This is a genomic window from Lederbergia citrea, from assembly GCF_018343525.1.
Taxonomy (GTDB): domain Bacteria; phylum Bacillota; class Bacilli; order Bacillales; family Bacillaceae_C; genus Lederbergia; species Lederbergia citrea.
This window is the reverse complement of the sequence record NZ_JAGYPH010000006.1, coordinates 78,377-96,347: the sequence shown is the minus strand read 5'-3', so window position 1 is coordinate 96,347 and position 17,971 is coordinate 78,377. Positions and strand designations below refer to the sequence as shown.

The following is a 17,971-nucleotide window of genomic DNA, read 5'->3' as shown; positions in this document are numbered from 1 at the left end:
AGCATGAATTTGTCGGAAAAAAGAATAGATTATCAGCAATTAAATAGTTTGGCACTCGCTTATATGGGTGATGCGGTTTATGATGTATTCATCAGGCGGTATCTCTTAGATAGTGGGAAGACCAAGCCACATAGACTTCATCGTGAAGCTACCCGCTATGTTTCTGCAAAAGCACAGTCTGCCATTTTGAAAAAAATGGTGGACGAAGGCTTTTTGAACGAAGAGGAATTAGCCGTTATGAAGCGGGGAAGAAACGCGAAATCAGGGACCATACCAAAAAATACAGATGTTCAAACGTATCGGCATAGTACTGCTTTTGAAGCTGTGATCGGATGGGTATATTTAGCGAATAATATGGATCGACTTAACGCCATTATGGAAGAAGCGGTTAAAAAGATTGAAACCAGGGGAGTGGATACAGCATGAGCCAAGAATGGATTGCGGGAAAAAACCCTGTTATTGAAGCATTGAAATCAGACCGAGATATAAATAAAATTTGGATTGCTGAAGGATCGCAAAAAGGACAAATGCAAGTCATTACTAAGCTTGCGAAACAACGTAACGTCCTCGTTCAATTTGTCCCAAAGCAAAAAATTGAACAAATGACAGAAGAGAATCACCAAGGTGTTGTTGCCCAGGTTGCTGCTTATCAATATGCGGAAGTGGAAGATTTATTTACTCGTGCAACTGAAAAAGGAGAAGACCCATTTTTTCTCATTTTGGACGAGCTCGAAGATCCGCATAACCTCGGATCGATTCTAAGAACTGCTGATGCAGCGGGTGTCCATGGCATCATCATCCCTAAGCGTAGAGCTGTTGGCTTGACGGCCACAGTTGCCAAGCTTTCAACAGGAGCAATCGAGTATATTCCCGTTGCCCGAGTGACAAATATCGCAAGAACAATTGACGAATTAAAGAGTCGAGGAGTCTGGGTGTTTGGCACTGACGCGGAAGGAAGTCAGGATTATCGTAAAATGGACGTGACATTGCCACTAGCTGTCGTTATTGGAAGTGAGGGAAAGGGGATAGGTCGTCTCATTAGGGAAAAGTGCGATTTTCTCATTCATTTACCGATGACGGGGCATGTTACATCACTAAATGCCTCGGTAGCAGCGGCCTTGCTTATGTATGAAGTTCATCGTAATCGGCACCCTCTTGAGGGTTGACAAATGGATATCCTCATTGTTGATGGCTACAATATCATCGGCGCGTGGCCTGAACTGAATGACCTAAAAAAGAAAGACCTAGCCTCTGCCAGAGATCGATTAATTGAAATCATGGCTGACTATCAAGCTTATACAGGATATAAAGTTATTGTGGTGTTCGATGCCTATGAGGTTAAAGGGATCGAAAAAAAATATCGTAAACATAAAATCGATGTAATTTTTACAAAAGTGGAAGAAACGGCTGACGAGCGAATTGAAAAGTTAGCCGTTGAACTAAATAATATTAAAACACAAATTCATGTTGCAACCTCTGATTTTACAGAACAATGGGCTATCTTTGGACAAGGGGCCCTTAGAATATCCGCGAGGGAATTACTAATTGAGGTAGAAGCGGTAGACCGTAAAATAGACGGTAGACTGGAAAAAACGAAAGAGACAATCCCTGCGGCTAAAATCCCGTTAAGTGTCGAAGTTGCAGAAATTTTTGAGAAATGGCGACGCGGAAAAAAATGACTGGTTGACGCTTGAAAATTCTGTCATGTATAATAATTGTATCTACTGTTTTTTAAGGGCGGGGATATGGTGGTCTCAAATATCAGATTAGAGGAAGAAATCAGATTTGATTTGCTTGAAGATGAAGAATTGATTGAAATGATTCATGAAGGAGAAAGTGAAGCACTAGATTATCTCATTAAAAAATACCGCAACTTTGTAAGAGCCAAAGCCCGTTCATATTTTTTAATCGGCGCAGATAGGGAAGATATCGTGCAAGAAGGCATGATTGGACTTTATAAATCAATTCGTGATTTTCAAGAAGATAAGCGTGCTTCTTTCAAAGCTTTTGCTGAGCTCTGCATTACAAGACAAATCATTACTGCAATCAAAACAGCCACTCGTCAAAAACACATTCCACTTAATTCCTATGTTTCCTTGGACAAGCCTATATACGATGAAGAGTCTGACCGGACGTTAATGGATGTTATTTCAGGTGCAAAAATTCTCGATCCTGAGGAATTGCTCATCAATCGAGAAAAACTTAGTAATATTGAAGGAAAAGTAATAGAGCTGTTAAGTGACTTGGAAAGAAGGGTCCTTGCTCTTTATTTGGACGGGCGATCCTATCAGGAGATATCTGAAGAATTGGATCGTCATGTGAAATCAATTGATAACGCTTTACAAAGAGTTAAGCGTAAGTTGGAACGGTATTTGGAAATTCGCGAATTCAGTATGTAAGGCTTATATCCTTTGTTGACAGAAACAAACATCCGTGATATTTTTTATAGGATATTCATCAGGAAGCGTTTATTCGCTGAATTTTAAAAATCCCGGGAGAGCGGGTGCTGCATCATGAATAAGAAAGTCGCGTTAGCCTGCGCAGTCTGTGGATCGCGAAATTATTCGACAGACCGAAATAAAGAAGCAACTTCAGGTCGTCTTGAGGTAAAAAAGTATTGCAAACGATGTAATGCTCATGTCATTCATAAAGAAACGAAATAGCTCTTTTTAATATATATAAGCAGTTATCTACTTTTGGAGGTACAATCATGACAAGCTTAACGCAATTCTTTCGCAACGTAAGCTCAGAGATGAGAAAGGTGAGCTGGCCGAAGCGGAAAGAACTTACCGGTTATACGGTTACGGTTATTGTAACAGTTACGATACTCGCTTTGTTTTTCGCGGGGATTGATCAAATCATCTCCAGATCCGTCCGCTTTATTCTCGGACTATAATAATCGCAAAACCTTATTTTTACCGGATGACTTGTATAATATGCACTTTCTCATGGTATAATAAAAACATAAGAATAAATGTCGCAAAAAAACCCGGGTTACGGGTTTTTTATTTTGGTGGAAAAATATCGAATAAAACATCGAAATGACTAATAGGGAGGGAAGGACGTTACGTCCTATTAAATGGAAAAGAACTGGTATGTTGTCCATACTTATTCCGGTTATGAAAATAAAGTTAAAGCAAACCTTGAAAAACGTGTAGAATCAATGGGTATGCAAGATAAAATCTTTCGGGTGATCGTTCCTGAAGAAGAGGAAACAGATATTAAAAATGGTAAAAAGAAAACCGTAAAAAGAAAGGTATTTCCTGGATATGTGTTAGTCGAAATTATTATGACGGACGATTCTTGGTATGTTGTCCGTAACACTCCAGGCGTAACCGGATTTGTTGGTTCTTCTGGTTCCGGCTCGAAACCGACACCGCTTTTACCGGAAGAAATTAACTTTATCCTTAAACGGATGGGCATGGAAGAAAAACGTGCAGATGTGGATTTTGAACCAGGTGAAACTGTAACTGTAAAAGAAGGTCCATTTGCGAATTTTACAGGAAAAATCGAAGATATGGACAAAGACAAAGGAAAAGCAAGGGTTATGGTGAATATGTTTGGCCGTGAAACGCCTGTTGAATTAGATTTTACACAAATTGATAAAATATAATTTGAAAAAACTTGAAATCCTTTGTGAAAAGTGATAATATCTTTTAAGTCAGTATGCTCAAATAGAGAAGCTGAACAATTGTAAATCATTCTATTTTTATATGTTGAGTGGGAGGGGCCAACCCTATTACCACATCACGGACTTAAGGAGGTGTGTCTCGTGGCTAAAAAAGTAATTAAACTTGTAAAATTGCAAATTCCTGCAGGCAAAGCGAATCCGGCTCCACCAGTTGGACCGGCACTTGGTCAAGCGGGTGTAAATATCATGGGATTCTGTAAGGAGTTTAACGCTCGTACAGCAGATCAAGCTGGATTAATCATCCCTGTTGAAATTACGGTATTTGAAGACCGTTCATTTACATTTATCACTAAAACTCCGCCCGCTGCAGTTCTTCTGAAGAAAGCAGCTGGTATCGAATCTGGTTCTGGTGAACCGAATAAAAAAGCAGTTGCTGTTGTTAAACGCGATAAAGTACGTGAAATCGCTGAAACAAAAATGCCTGACTTGAACGCTGCAAGCGTTGAAGCAGCTATGCTTATGGTAGAAGGCACTGCGCGCAGCATGGGTATCACGATCGAAGACTGATCCTAGTTGCGAGTTACGTTGTTGGAGGGAGGCTGTGATAAAAAATCTCAGCCTTTCTTTATTCGTGGGAGGTTATTCCGCTAAAACCACATAACAGGAGGAAATAATAATGGCTAAAAAAGGCAAAAAGTATGTAGAAGCGTTAAAGCTTGTTGATCGTTCAAAAGCTTATTCAGTTAACGAAGCAATTGAACTTGTAAAGAAAATTGACTATGCAAAATTCGATGCAACAGTTGAAGCTGCATTCCGTTTAGGGGTAGACCCTAAAAAAGCAGACCAACAAATTCGTGGTGCAGTAGTGCTTCCGAATGGTACTGGTAAAACTCAACGTGTATTAGTTTTTGCTAAAGGCGATAAGCTTAAAGAAGCAGAAGCAGCTGGTGCAGATTATGTTGGAGATGCAGAATATATCAACAAAATCAATCAAGGTTGGTTTGATTTTGATGTTATCGTTGCTACTCCTGACATGATGGGTGAAGTTGGTAAACTTGGTCGTACACTTGGACCAAAAGGTTTAATGCCAAACCCGAAAACTGGCACAGTTACATTTGATGTAGCAAAAGCTGTAAATGAAATTAAAGCTGGTAAAGTTGAATACCGTTTGGATAAAGCTGGTATCATCCATGTTCCAATCGGAAAAATTTCTTTCGATCAAGAAAAACTTGCTGAAAACTTCGCAACTATTTTCGATACATTGCTTAAAGCAAAACCTGCAGCAGCAAAAGGCACATACGTGAAGAGCGTAACTGTTACTTCTACAATGGGTCCTGGTGTGAAGGTTGATCCTTCTACTGTTGTTGAAAAAAACTAACTTGACAGCTACTAATATATTTGATATAGTTTTAGCTGTTGAAAAAACAGAATAAACATTTGTACCGTAGACAGCAGGTGCCAAAAGCTTAATTTCCTGCCGAGGTCATTGCGATATATATTCAATCTACTAAGATTGAGCGCATGAAACCTCCATGTCTAGAAAGTATGGAGGTTTTTTGCATGCTGGTATAAATGTCCATCTGGAATCTTAGGAGGTGTAAGGATGAGCAAAGTGATTGAGCAAAAGAAACAAATTGTGGAAGAGATCGCAGAAAAACTAAAAACGAGCGTTTCCACAGTCGTAGTTGATTACCGCGGACTAAGTGTTGCAGAAGTTACAGAACTTCGTAAACAACTTCGTGAAGCGGGCATTGATTTCAAAGTTTATAAAAACTCGATGTCACGTCGTGCAGCAGATGCAGCTGAACTTTCAGGTCTAAACGAAGCGTTAACTGGCCCGAATGCGATTGCTTTCAGTACGGAAGATGTTGTGGCTCCAGCTAAAATTTTGAATGACTTTGCGAAAAAGAACGAAGCACTTGAGATTAAAGCGGGTGTAATCGAAGGTAATATTGCTTCTGTTGAAGAAGTAAAAGCACTTGCAGAACTTCCATCACGCGAAGGATTGCTTTCTATGTTGCTTAGCGTTCTACAAGCTCCTATTCGTAACTTGGCACTTGCAACTAAAGCAGTGGCAGACCAAAAAGAAGAGCAAGGCGCTTAACATCGGATATTCATTATAAAAAACAAATACTATTAACGGAGGAAATAAATCATGACTAAAGAACAAATCATCGAAGCTGTCAAAGAAATGACAGTTCTTGAACTAAACGATCTTGTTAAAGCAATCGAAGAAGAATTTGGCGTAACTGCTGCTGCTCCTGTAGCTGTTGCAGGTGGCGCTGCTGGTGGCGAAGCTGCTGCAGAACAAACTGAATTTGATGTAGTACTAGCTAGCGCTGGCGCATCAAAAATTAAAGTTATCAAAGTTGTACGTGAAATCACTGGCCTTGGCTTGAAAGAAGCTAAAGAGCTTGTTGACAATGCTCCTAAAGCAGTCAAAGAAGGCGCGTCTAAAGAAGAAGCTGAAGAACTTAAAGCTAAACTTGAAGAAGTTGGAGCTGTCATCGAAGTTAAGTAATTATCTTATGAATAAAAAGCTCGCTGCTATATAGCGGGCTTTTTTTCGCTAGGCGCTATAGCTATATATGGGAGGATACCTCTAATGGCAGACCATTATTATTCGCGCAGTCCTGAGACCGCAAGCGATCCTATGTATTGGAATGCAGAATTACGTAATCACCAGTTTCGCTTCAAAACGGACCAAGGTGTTTTTTCAAAAAAAGAAGTGGACTTTGGATCGCGATTATTAATAGATACGTTTGAGCTCCCCGATAAAGCGGGTCCTATATTAGATGTAGGATGTGGATATGGCCCGATTGGTCTTAGTCTTGCGAAAGACTTTCCTGAACGTCATCTACATATGGTGGATGTTAACCAAAGGGCAATCGCACTCGCGAGGGAAAACGCGGGACTTAATATGATAGATAACGTGGATATATATGAAAGTGATCGCTTCGAAGAGATAAAGGAAACGAACTTTGCAGCTGTTTTAACAAACCCCCCGATCCGGGCGGGCAAAGATATCGTTCATGATATATTGGAAAAAAGTTTCCAACATATCATTCCTGGAGGAGACTTGTGGGTAGTTATTCAAAAAAAGCAAGGTGCTCCTTCTGCTAAGGCAAAAATGGCTGAAGTTTTCGATAGAGTAGAGATCATCGCAAAAAAGAAAGGCTACTATATTTTGAAGGCTTCAAAATATTGACTTGTAAGTTTCCTTGTGATAGCATTGTAAAATGCATATATAGTGTTTTCTAACTGATATCCAATATTCTTCCATAAGGTATGGAAGTTGGTAAAGTTGGAAAAGATTATACAATAATAGTACGTCATGTGAAAATGTGGTTTTCGAAGCAAAACCCTTTTTCTTTTTGTCTTATGATACAACATTTTTGCTGGCTAAACCAGGGAAAATGCAATCATTAAAACGCATGATTTGAGGGGTGAATCAGTTGACAGGTCAACTAGTTCAGTACGGACGGCACCGCCAACGCAGGAGCTTTGCGCGTATTAGTGAAGTATTGGAGCTGCCGAACCTTATCGAAATCCAATCTTCTTCTTACCAATGGTTTCTTGATGAGGGCTTAAAGGAAATGTTCCAGGACATCTCCCCAATTGAGGATTTTGCCGGAAATCTTTCATTGGAATTTATCGATTATACACTCGGCGAACCCAAATATTCTGTTGAAGAATCAAAAGAGCGAGATGCTACTTATTCCGCTCCTCTTCGCGTCAAGCTACGCCTTGTGAATAAGGAAACTGGTGAGGTAAAAGACCAGGATGTATTCATGGGTGATTTTCCATTGATGACAGAAATGGGAACCTTTATTATAAACGGTGCTGAGCGAGTAATCGTTTCGCAGCTCGTTCGTTCACCGAGCGTCTATTATAGTGGGAAGCTCGATAAGAACGGTAAGAAAGGCTTTACTGCCACAGTCATTCCAAACCGTGGAGCCTGGCTGGAATATGAAACAGATGCAAAAGACGTCGTCTACGTCCGCATCGATCGCACGAGAAAATTACCAGTAACGGTTCTTTTACGTGCACTAGGATTTGGTTCTGATCAAGAAATCATCGATTTGATTGGTGATAATGAATATCTCCGGAACACGCTTGAAAAAGACAATACGGAGAGCATCGAAAAAGCCTTACTCGAAATCTATGAGCGGCTTCGTCCCGGTGAACCACCTACTGTTGAAAATGCAAAGAGTTTACTCGTTTCTAGGTTCTTTGATCCGAAGCGATATGATCTTGCAAGCGTAGGTCGCTATAAGCTTAATAAAAAACTTCATATAAAGAACCGCCTCTTTGGGCAGCGTTTGGCTGAAACACTCGCAGATCCTGAAACAGGGGAAATCGTTGCGGAAAAAGGCACTTTGCTCGACCGCCGCACTTTAGATAAAATCATTCCATACCTAGAAAACGGTACGGGATTTAAAAGCTATAACCAGCATAGTGGCGTATTGGACGGCGATATTGTTGTTCAATCCATTAAAATCTATGCTCCCCATGACGAAGAAGAAAGAGTTATCAACGTTATCGGGAATGCATATGTAGAAGATACCACGAAGAATATAACTCCAGCTGATATTATTTCTTCCATCAGCTATTTCTTTGACTTGCTATACGATGTTGGAGATACGGATGACATTGATCATCTTGGTAATCGCCGACTTCGTTCAGTAGGAGAATTGCTGCAAAACCAGTTTAGAATTGGTTTGTCACGCATGGAGCGGGTTGTACGAGAGCGTATGTCTATTCAAGACATAAACACAATCACTCCACAGCAGTTGATCAATATCCGTCCTGTTATAGCATCAATCAAAGAGTTCTTCGGAAGTTCACAGCTGTCACAATTTATGGATCAGACCAATCCGTTGGCTGAATTGACTCATAAACGACGGTTATCAGCATTGGGACCAGGAGGGTTAACTCGTGAACGCGCAGGATTTGAAGTGCGTGACGTTCATTACTCTCACTATGGCCGGATGTGTCCGATTGAGACGCCGGAGGGTCCGAATATTGGATTGATTAACTCCTTGTCATCATTTGCAAAGGTCAATCGTTTTGGTTTTATCGAAACGCCATATCGCCGTGTTGATCCAGAAACTGGCTTAGTTACGGCGCAAATAGATTATTTGACTGCCGATGAGGAAGACAACTATGTAGTAGCGCAAGCAAATGCTCCGCTTTCCGATGAAGGAGCTTTTATAAATGAAGAAGTAATTGCTCGTTTCCGCGGTGAAAACACCGTTGTGAGAAGAGAGCGAATTGATTATATGGATGTATCACCAAAACAAGTTGTTTCAGCAGCCACAGCTTGTATTCCATTCTTAGAAAACGATGACTCCAACCGTGCTTTGATGGGGGCGAACATGCAACGTCAAGCTGTGCCGCTTATGCAGCCAGAGGCGCCGCTCGTTGGTACAGGAATGGAGTATGTATCTGCAAAGGATTCCGGTGCTGCAGTTATTTGTAAGCATGATGGCATTGTAGAACATGTAGAATCCCGCGAAGTATGGATCCGTCGAGTTAAAGAAGTTGATGGACAAGAAGTAAAAGGTGATCTTGACAAATATCGCATGCAGAAGTTTATCCGTTCTAACCAAGGAACGTGTTATAACCAGCGTCCGATTGTAAGTGTCGGCGAACGGATTACAAAAGGAGAAATCCTTGGCGATGGACCATCAATGGATAAAGGTGAACTTGCACTTGGACGAAATGTTCTTATCGGATTTATGACTTGGGAAGGTTACAACTATGAGGATGCAATCATCATGAGTGAACGCCTTGTCAAAGATGATGTGTATACATCGATTCATATTGAAGAGTACGAATCAGAGGCCCGTGACACGAAGCTTGGTCCAGAAGAAATGACTCGTGATATTCCAAACGTTGGTGAAGATGCACTGCGTAATCTTGATGAGCGTGGAATCATCCGAATCGGAGCTGAAGTTAAAGATGGTGATCTGCTTGTCGGAAAAGTAACACCAAAAGGTGTAACAGAACTGACAGCTGAAGAACGTTTACTTCATGCTATTTTTGGAGAAAAAGCCCGTGAAGTTCGCGATACTTCCTTACGTGTGCCACACGGAGGCGGGGGAATCGTCTTGGATGTAAAAGTATTCAACCGTGAAGATGGCGACGAATTACCACCAGGTGTTAACCAGCTAGTACGTGTTTATATCGTGCAAAAGCGTAAAATTTCCGAAGGGGACAAAATGGCAGGTCGCCACGGAAATAAGGGTGTTATTTCTCGTATTCTCCCGGAAGAGGATATGCCGTATATGCCAGACGGTACTCCAATCGACGTCATGTTGAACCCACTAGGTGTTCCATCACGGATGAACATCGGACAGGTGCTTGAAATGCATTTAGGTATGGCAGCCAGACATCTTGGTCTCCATATGGCATCACCAGTTTTTGATGGTGCGACAGAAGAAGACGTATGGGAAACAATCGAAGAAGCGGGTATGGCTCGTGATGCGAAAACAGTTCTATACGATGGTCGTACTGGAGAAGCTTTTGATAACAGAGTATCCGTTGGAATTATGTATATGATCAAGCTTGCACATATGGTTGACGATAAGTTGCACGCGCGTTCTACCGGACCTTATTCTCTAGTAACACAGCAGCCACTTGGCGGTAAAGCTCAATTTGGCGGACAGCGTTTTGGAGAGATGGAAGTATGGGCGCTTGAGGCATATGGTGCAGCTTATACACTTCAAGAAATCTTGACAGTTAAATCAGATGATGTTGTTGGTCGTGTGAAAACATACGAAGCAATCGTTAAAGGTGAAAATGTTCCTGAACCAGGAGTACCTGAATCATTTAAAGTATTGATTAAAGAACTCCAAAGCCTTGGTATGGATGTGAAAATCCTCTCTGGCGACGAACAGGAAATTGAAATGCGCGATCTAGATGATGAGGATGAAGCTCATCAAGCAGATACGCTTAATATCGCACCGGATACAAAAGTCGAAGAGACTGTCCCACACGAATAAATTAATCAGTTTGAGCAATAAGGGTAGAACCTGTATACGAAAAGGGAGGTAGGCCCCTTGCTGGATGTAAATAATTTTGAGTATATGAAAATTGGCCTCGCTTCGCCGGATAAAATCCGTTCTTGGTCCTTCGGTGAAGTTAAGAAGCCGGAAACAATCAACTATCGTACGTTGAAACCGGAAAAAGACGGTTTGTTCTGTGAGCGGATTTTCGGTCCTACGAAGGATTGGGAATGTCATTGCGGAAAATACAAACGCGTCCGTTACAAAGGCGTTGTATGTGACCGCTGTGGCGTAGAAGTTACACGAGCAAAAGTTCGTCGTGAACGCATGGGTCATATTGAACTAGCTGCGCCGGTTTCACATATTTGGTATTTCAAAGGTATTCCAAGCCGGATGGGACTTATTCTTGATATGTCCCCCCGCGCTTTAGAGGAAATTATTTATTTTGCGTCTTATGTTGTTACAGACATTGGTGATACGACATTAGATAAGAAACAACTACTTTCTGAAAAAGAGTATCGTGCATACCGCGAGAAATATGGCACGAAATTTCAAGCGGGAATGGGTGCTGAAGCAATTAAAAAATTGCTTCAAGATATCGAATTAGAAAAAGAAACAGATCAGCTTAAGGAAGAGCTAAAAACAGCTCAAGGCCAGCGTCGTACTCGTGCGATCAAGAGGCTTGAAGTACTTGAGGCGTTTAGACATTCAGGGAATCATCCTGATTGGATGGTCTTGGATGTTCTTCCGGTCATTCCACCTGAATTGCGTCCAATGGTTCAGTTAGAAGGCGGACGTTTTGCTACTTCAGACTTAAATGACTTGTACCGCCGGGTAATTAACCGGAATAACCGCTTGAAAAGACTACTCGATCTTGGAGCACCAAGCATTATCGTGCAAAACGAAAAGCGTATGCTTCAAGAAGCAGTCGATGCATTAATCGATAACGGCAGAAGAGGCCGCCCGGTAACAGGGCCGGGAAATCGTCCGCTTAAATCACTTTCACATATGCTGAAAGGAAAACAAGGACGTTTCCGCCAAAACTTACTTGGTAAACGTGTTGACTATTCAGGCCGTTCTGTTATCGTCGTTGGTCCAAACTTAAAAATGTATCAATGCGGACTTCCAAAAGAAATGGCTCTTGAACTTTTTAAACCTTTTGTTATGAAAGAGCTTGTCGAAAAAGGACTCGCACATAATATCAAAAGTGCAAAAAGAAAAATAGAACGAGTTCAGCCAGAAGTTTGGGATGTACTAGAAGATGTCATTCGTGAGCACCCAGTTTTATTAAACAGGGCACCAACACTTCATAGGCTAGGTATTCAAGCTTTCGAACCGACGCTTGTGGAAGGACGAGCGATTCGTCTTCATCCGCTTGTATGTACGGCTTATAACGCCGACTTTGACGGAGACCAAATGGCTGTACACGTTCCACTTTCTGCCGAAGCTCAAGCTGAAGCACGCTTACTCATGCTTGCAGCACAAAACATTCTTAACCCAAGAGATGGTAAGCCAGTTGTTACACCGTCCCAAGATATGGTGCTGGGTAACTACTACTTAACACTCGAACGAGAAGGCACAGATGGAGAAGGAATGATCTTCAAAGACACAAACGAAGCGCTCCTTGCATACCAAAGTGGTTATGTGCATCTTCATACACGGGTAGCTATCCATGCCGGATCACTTAAAAATGAAAAGTTTACGGATGAACAAAGGAAAAGACTGCTTGTTACAACAGTTGGGAAGCTGATTTTTAATGAAATACTTCCGCCTTCATTCCCGTATATTAATGAACCTACAATTGAAAATCTAGAAGTAAATACACCTGATAAATACTTTATTGAGCCATCGACAAATGTCGCTGACTTTATCAAACAGCAACCGCTTGTCGCGCCATTCAAAAAGAAAATACTTGGGAATATCATCTCGGAGATCTTTAAACGATTCCATATTACGGAAACGTCAAAAATGCTTGACCGAATGAAAAACCTTGGATTTAAATATTCAACCAAAGCAGGAATTACGGTCGGTGTATCTGATATCGTTGTTTTGGCGGAAAAAGAAACTATTTTGAATGAGGCCCAAGAAAAAGTAGATAATGTCTTGAAGCAATTCAAACGTGGATTAATTACGGAAGAAGAACGTTATGACCGCGTCATTTCCATCTGGAGTGCTGCAAAAGATGTCATTCAAGAAAAGTTGATGAAGACACTCGAAAGCTTGAACCCGATCTACATGATGAGTGATTCTGGAGCAAGGGGTAACGCTTCGAACTTTACACAACTTGCAGGAATGCGTGGTTTGATGGCCAACCCGGCTGGACGGATTATTGAGTTGCCTATCAAATCCAGTTTCCGCGAAGGGTTAACGGTTCTCGAATACTTTATCTCTACGCACGGTGCTCGTAAAGGTCTTGCAGATACAGCCCTGAAAACAGCTGACTCCGGATACCTAACGAGAAGACTAGTAGATGTTGCGCAAGATGTCATCATTCGTGAAGACGACTGTGGAACAGATAAAGGACTTCTAGTCGCTTCCTTGAAAGACGGAACTGAAGTAATCGAACCACTTGAAGAGCGTTTAATCGGACGTTATGCACGGAAAAAAATCGCTCATCCTGAAACAGGAGAAATTCTTGTCTCAGAAAACGAGTTAATAGATGAAGATTTGGCGAAAGAAATAGATCATGCGGGTATCAAGGAAGTCTGGATTCGTTCAGCCTTTACATGTAATACACGCCATGGTGTATGTAAAAAATGTTATGGCCGTAACTTGGCCACTGGCACCGTAGTAGATGTGGGTGAAGCAGTAGGGATCATTGCAGCTCAGTCTATCGGAGAACCAGGAACACAGCTGACAATGAGAACATTCCATACAGGTGGGGTAGCCGGGGATGATATTACTCAAGGTCTTCCACGTATTCAGGAATTGTTTGAGGCCCGAAATCCAAAAGGTCAGGCTGTTATTACAGAAATCAGCGGGGTTGTTACTTCGATTTCAGAAGGTCGTGACCGACAGCATGAAATCGTTGTTCAAGGAGATATCGAGGCACGAACATATAATGCTCCATATACAGCGAGATTAAAAGTAGCAGTCAACGATCAAGTAACTCGCGGACAGGAATTAACTGAAGGGTCTATTGATCCGAAAGAATTACTACGTGTTCGTGATGTTGCGGCAGTACAAGAATATCTGCTGCTCGAAGTTCAAAAAGTATATCGTATGCAAGGTGTTGAGATTGGCGACAAACACGTAGAAGTAATGGTTCGCCAAATGCTCAGAAAAGTACGAGTTGCTGATGCGGGTGATACGGATGTATTACCAGGAACGCTGCTTGACGTCCATCAATTTACTGATGCTAACGAAAAAGCGCTTCTTGAAGGCGGGCAACCTGCGACTGGACGCCCTGTTTTACTCGGTATTACAAAAGCATCATTAGAAACAGATTCATTCTTATCAGCAGCATCCTTCCAAGAAACTACCCGCGTTCTAACAGACGCTGCTATAAAAGGTAAACGAGATGAATTGCTTGGACTAAAAGAAAACGTCATAATCGGTAAGCTTGTTCCAGCAGGAACGGGTATGCAACGCTACCGTAAAACGATTACTGTTATGGCGGATGAAGAAGTGCAAACTGTGGAATAATCAAATGTCGCCGGCGAACTTCGCCGGCTGACATTTATAATATTATTCTTATAAAATTTTTCGTATTTTATGTTGACATTGAAAAAAGCAGATGTTACTATATTCAAGGTGCTCCTATCATTAACCTGTTACTTTGGAGGATAGTCAAATTGTCTTATGAAAAAGTGTCGCAGGCTTCAAATTTAATTGTAGGAACAAAGCAGACAGTCAGAGCTCTTAAATCAGGGCATGTGCTGGAAGTATTCGTGGCTGCAGATGCTGATCCGCGAATTACCGAAAGTATTATTCACACAGCGAAAGAAATGGACACCCCGATCACGATGGTGGATTCCATGAAAAAGCTTGGGAAAGCATGCGGAATTGATGTCGGAGCAACAACTGTTGCCATTATCCAATAAAGGTGTTTTTGCAGTTGTTTCATCTGCAAAAACTTGTTTTTTACCTTAAAAAGATCCACCTGGATGTGTGGGCTTAAGAAAAAGAATGAAAGGAGGAAATATAATGCCTACTATTAACCAATTAGTGCGCAAACGTCGTAAATCAAAAGTAACTACTTCTGACTCGCCGGCACTTAACAAAGGCTATAACAGCTTTAAAAAAGTTAACACGAACGTATCTTCACCACAAAAACGCGGTGTTTGTACTCGTGTTGGTACGATGACACCGAAAAAACCGAACTCAGCGCTTCGTAAATATGCCCGTGTTCGTTTGACTAACGGAATCGAGGTAACAGCTTATATCCCTGGTATCGGTCATAACCTGCAAGAGCACAGTGTTGTACTCATTCGCGGGGGCCGTGTGAAAGACTTACCGGGTGTTCGTTACCACATCGTTCGTGGTGCGCTTGATACAGCTGGTGTTGAAAACCGCGCGCAAAGCCGTTCAAAATACGGTACTAAGCGTCCTAAAGCTAAAAAATAATTGATTGAAACATACTAGTTTCGTTTGAAAGGAGGAAATCCGATGCCACGTAAAGGACCTGTAGCAAAAAGAGACGTTCTACCAGATCCAATTCATAATTCAAAGCTTGTAACACGTTTAATCAACAAGCTAATGGTAGACGGTAAAAGAGGTAAAGCACAATCAATTCTTTATTCTGCATTTGATATTATTCAAGATCGTACAGGTAAAGAACCAATGGAAGTATTTGATCAAGCTCTAAAAAACATTATGCCAGTACTTGAAGTTAAAGCTCGCCGTGTTGGTGGTGCAAACTATCAAGTGCCGATTGAGGTTCGTCCAGAACGCCGCTCAACTCTTGGGTTGCGTTGGTTAGTAAACTACGCTCGTCTTCGCGGAGAAAAAACGATGGAAGAGCGTCTTGCTTATGAAATCATGGATGCTGCTAATAATAGCGGAGCTTCTGTTAAGAAGCGTGAAGATACTCATAAAATGGCAGAAGCAAACAAAGCATTTGCTCACTACCGCTGGTAAGATTATCTTTCTACTTATTAATCAATATATACTCATCCCAGGAAGGAGAAATACGAAATGGCTAGAGAGTTCTCCTTAGAAAAGACACGTAATATCGGAATAATGGCTCATATCGATGCCGGTAAAACTACTACAACCGAGCGTATTCTTTTCTATACAGGGCGCATTCACAAAATTGGTGAAACCCATGAAGGTGCGTCGCAAATGGACTGGATGGAACAGGAGCAGGAACGCGGTATCACAATCACTTCTGCAGCAACAACTGCACAGTGGAAAAACCACCGCGTTAACATCATCGACACTCCGGGACACGTTGACTTTACAGTTGAAGTTGAACGTTCTCTCCGTGTTCTCGATGGAGCTGTAACTGTACTTGACGCCCAATCAGGTGTTGAGCCACAAACTGAAACAGTTTGGCGCCAGGCTACAACTTATGGTGTTCCACGGATTGTATTCGTCAATAAAATGGATAAAATCGGTGCGGACTTCCTTTATTCAGTTAAAACACTTCATGAGCGCCTTCAAGCAAATGCGCATCCAATCCAACTTCCGATTGGAGCAGAAGACAACTTCAGAGGTATGGTTGACCTTGTAGAAATGAAAGCGTGGTTCTACGAGGGAGATGCGGCTCTTGATGCAGTTGAAGGAGAAATTCCTGAAGATCTTCAAGAACAAGCTGAAGAGCTTCGTGGAAACTTAATTGAAGCTGTAGCTGACTTCGACGAAGAATTAATGATGAAATACCTCGAAGGAGAAGAAATCTCGAACGAGGAATTGAAAACTGCAATCCGTCAAGCAACCCTAAAAGTAGAATTCTACCCAGTGCTTTGCGGAACTGCGTTCAAAAACAAAGGTGTTCAAAAGGTGCTTGATGCAGTAATTGATTACTTGCCAGCTCCAACAGACATCGAAGCTATCAATGGTACTGTTCCTGATACAGATGAAGAGGTAGCACGTCACGCTGATGATAGCGAACCATTCTCATCTCTTGCTTTCAAAGTAATGACTGACCCTTATGTCGGTCGTCTAACTTTCTTCCGTGTGTATTCTGGAACATTAAACTCGGGTTCTTACGTATTTAACTCTACAAAGGGTAAACGTGAGCGAGTAGGGCGTATTCTGCAAATGCATGCTAATCACCGTGAAGAAATCAGCACTGTATATAGTGGTGATATTGCAGCAGCGGTTGGTTTGAAAGATACAGGCACTGGTGATACTCTATGTGATGAAAAGGATGTAGTAATTCTTGAGTCCATGGTATTCCCTGAACCAGTTATCTCGGTTGCGATTGAACCAAAATCAAAAGCTGACCAAGATAAGATGGGTACAGCACTTGGAAAACTTCAAGAAGAGGATCCGACATTCCGTGCGGAAACAAATCCTGAAACAGGCCAAGTTATCATCTCAGGTATGGGTGAGCTTCATCTTGATATTCTCGTCGACCGCATGAAGCGTGAATTTAAGGTAGAGGCTAACGTTGGTGCGCCACAAGTTTCTTACCGTGAGACATTCCGCAGTACTGCTCAAGTTGAAGGGAAATTTGTACGCCAATCTGGTGGACGTGGACAATTTGGACACGTTTGGATCGAATTCTCTCCAAATGAAGAAGGAAAAGGCTTTGAATTTATCAATGCCATAGTTGGTGGTGTTGTACCACGTGAATACATTCCTGCGGTACAAGCTGGACTAGAAGCTTCTTTGGACAACGGTGTTATTGCTGGATATCCACTTATTGATGTAAAAGCAAAATTATATGATGGTTCATACCATGATGTAGACTCCAACGAAATGGCGTTTAAAATTGCCGCATCAATGGCACTTAAAAACGCAGCGAAAAAATGTGATCCCGCATTACTTGAGCCGATTATGAAGGTTGAAGTAGTTATCCCTGAGGAGTACCTCGGTGGTATTATGGGTGATATTACATCTCGTCGCGGACGCGTAGAAGGTATGGAAGCTCGTGGAAATGCACAAGTTGTAAAAGCATTTGTTCCGCTTGCTGAAATGTTCGGATACGCAACTTCACTTCGTTCTAACACACAAGGTCGTGGAACATCTTCCATGCACTTTGATCATTACGAAGAAGTTCCTAAGTCAATCGCTGAACAAATTATCAAAAAAAATAGCGGAGAATAATTGATTTTATCCCGCTTATCAAGTATAACTACTATTAGATATGCAAAGAGACGCTTTGAAATTAGTATTATCTAATTTTAAGGCGCCCTCTTATACTTAATATTTTCTTAATTTA

The 17,971-nt window shown here is 41.6% G+C and carries 18 protein-coding genes and 1 other annotated feature; all 18 genes read left to right on the top strand.

Features of this window, described 5'->3' with window-relative positions; translation table 11 throughout:
- The first annotated feature begins 3 nt into the window (after nucleotides 1-3).
- Nucleotides 4-426, top strand: coding sequence for a Mini-ribonuclease 3 (locus tag KHA88_RS20320; RefSeq protein WP_213122744.1), 423 nt, complete (start codon nucleotides 4-6; stop codon nucleotides 424-426).
- Nucleotides 423-1,166 (top strand): 23S rRNA (guanosine(2251)-2'-O)-methyltransferase RlmB, encoded by a 744-nt coding sequence (gene rlmB / locus KHA88_RS20315; protein ID WP_213122743.1) that lies wholly within the window; start codon nucleotides 423-425, stop codon nucleotides 1,164-1,166. The genes KHA88_RS20320 and rlmB overlap by 4 nt, the downstream gene beginning before the upstream one ends.
- A gap of 3 nt (nucleotides 1,167-1,169) precedes the next feature.
- Nucleotides 1,170-1,679 carry an NYN domain-containing protein gene (locus KHA88_RS20310; RefSeq protein WP_213108790.1) on the top strand — a complete coding sequence of 170 codons (510 nt, stop codon included), beginning with the start codon at nucleotides 1,170-1,172 and terminating at the stop codon, nucleotides 1,677-1,679.
- 66 nt (nucleotides 1,680-1,745) lie between these two features.
- Nucleotides 1,746-2,399, top strand: coding sequence for an RNA polymerase sporulation sigma factor SigH (sigH, locus tag KHA88_RS20305; RefSeq protein ID WP_213108789.1), 654 nt, complete (start codon nucleotides 1,746-1,748; stop codon nucleotides 2,397-2,399).
- A gap of 114 nt (nucleotides 2,400-2,513) precedes the next feature.
- Nucleotides 2,514-2,663, top strand: coding sequence for a 50S ribosomal protein L33 (gene rpmG / locus KHA88_RS20300; RefSeq protein WP_213108788.1), 150 nt, complete (start codon nucleotides 2,514-2,516; stop codon nucleotides 2,661-2,663).
- A 47-nt stretch (nucleotides 2,664-2,710) separates the two neighbouring features.
- Nucleotides 2,711-2,896, top strand: coding sequence for a preprotein translocase subunit SecE (secE, locus tag KHA88_RS20295; RefSeq protein ID WP_213099995.1), 186 nt, complete (start codon nucleotides 2,711-2,713; stop codon nucleotides 2,894-2,896).
- 183 nt (nucleotides 2,897-3,079) lie between these two features.
- On the top strand, nucleotides 3,080-3,613 hold the full coding sequence (gene nusG / locus KHA88_RS20290; protein ID WP_213099996.1) for a transcription termination/antitermination protein NusG: 534 nt from the start codon (nucleotides 3,080-3,082) through the stop codon (nucleotides 3,611-3,613).
- Between the two features lie 159 nt (nucleotides 3,614-3,772).
- Nucleotides 3,773-4,198, top strand: coding sequence for a 50S ribosomal protein L11 (gene rplK / locus KHA88_RS20285; protein ID WP_213099997.1), 426 nt, complete (start codon nucleotides 3,773-3,775; stop codon nucleotides 4,196-4,198).
- A gap of 109 nt (nucleotides 4,199-4,307) precedes the next feature.
- Nucleotides 4,308-5,009 (top strand): 50S ribosomal protein L1, encoded by a 702-nt coding sequence (rplA, locus tag KHA88_RS20280; protein ID WP_213099998.1) that lies wholly within the window; start codon nucleotides 4,308-4,310, stop codon nucleotides 5,007-5,009.
- A gap of 46 nt (nucleotides 5,010-5,055) precedes the next feature.
- Nucleotides 5,056-5,199, top strand: a sequence feature (ribosomal protein L10 leader region).
- A gap of 35 nt (nucleotides 5,200-5,234) precedes the next feature.
- On the top strand, nucleotides 5,235-5,735 hold the full coding sequence (gene rplJ / locus KHA88_RS20275) for a 50S ribosomal protein L10 (RefSeq protein ID WP_213099999.1): 501 nt from the start codon (nucleotides 5,235-5,237) through the stop codon (nucleotides 5,733-5,735).
- A gap of 51 nt (nucleotides 5,736-5,786) precedes the next feature.
- Nucleotides 5,787-6,152, top strand: a complete 366-nt coding sequence (gene rplL / locus KHA88_RS20270) for a 50S ribosomal protein L7/L12 (protein WP_213100000.1) — start codon at nucleotides 5,787-5,789, stop codon at nucleotides 6,150-6,152.
- Between the two features lie 84 nt (nucleotides 6,153-6,236).
- Nucleotides 6,237-6,839 carry a class I SAM-dependent methyltransferase gene (locus KHA88_RS20265; RefSeq protein WP_213122742.1) on the top strand — a complete coding sequence of 201 codons (603 nt, stop codon included), beginning with the start codon at nucleotides 6,237-6,239 and terminating at the stop codon, nucleotides 6,837-6,839.
- A 247-nt stretch (nucleotides 6,840-7,086) separates the two neighbouring features.
- Nucleotides 7,087-10,638, top strand: a complete 3,552-nt coding sequence (rpoB, locus tag KHA88_RS20260) for a DNA-directed RNA polymerase subunit beta (protein ID WP_213100002.1) — start codon at nucleotides 7,087-7,089, stop codon at nucleotides 10,636-10,638.
- A gap of 57 nt (nucleotides 10,639-10,695) precedes the next feature.
- A complete protein-coding gene (gene rpoC, locus KHA88_RS20255; protein ID WP_213100003.1) occupies nucleotides 10,696-14,286 on the top strand; it encodes a DNA-directed RNA polymerase subunit beta' in 3,591 nt (1,196 codons plus the stop codon).
- A 149-nt stretch (nucleotides 14,287-14,435) separates the two neighbouring features.
- Entirely contained in the window at nucleotides 14,436-14,684 is a 249-nt protein-coding gene (locus tag KHA88_RS20250; RefSeq protein WP_213108787.1) for a 50S ribosomal protein L7ae-like protein, read from the top strand.
- A gap of 103 nt (nucleotides 14,685-14,787) precedes the next feature.
- The gene (gene rpsL / locus KHA88_RS20245; protein ID WP_213100005.1) at nucleotides 14,788-15,207 is read left to right on the top strand and encodes a 30S ribosomal protein S12; all 420 of its coding nucleotides are present in this window, start codon (nucleotides 14,788-14,790) and stop codon (nucleotides 15,205-15,207) included.
- A gap of 42 nt (nucleotides 15,208-15,249) precedes the next feature.
- On the top strand, nucleotides 15,250-15,720 hold the full coding sequence (rpsG, locus tag KHA88_RS20240) for a 30S ribosomal protein S7 (protein ID WP_213100006.1): 471 nt from the start codon (nucleotides 15,250-15,252) through the stop codon (nucleotides 15,718-15,720).
- A 57-nt stretch (nucleotides 15,721-15,777) separates the two neighbouring features.
- Complete coding sequence (gene fusA, locus KHA88_RS20235) at nucleotides 15,778-17,856, top strand: elongation factor G (protein WP_213122741.1); 2,079 nt, start codon at nucleotides 15,778-15,780, stop codon at nucleotides 17,854-17,856.
- Nucleotides 17,857-17,971 lie beyond the last annotated feature (115 nt).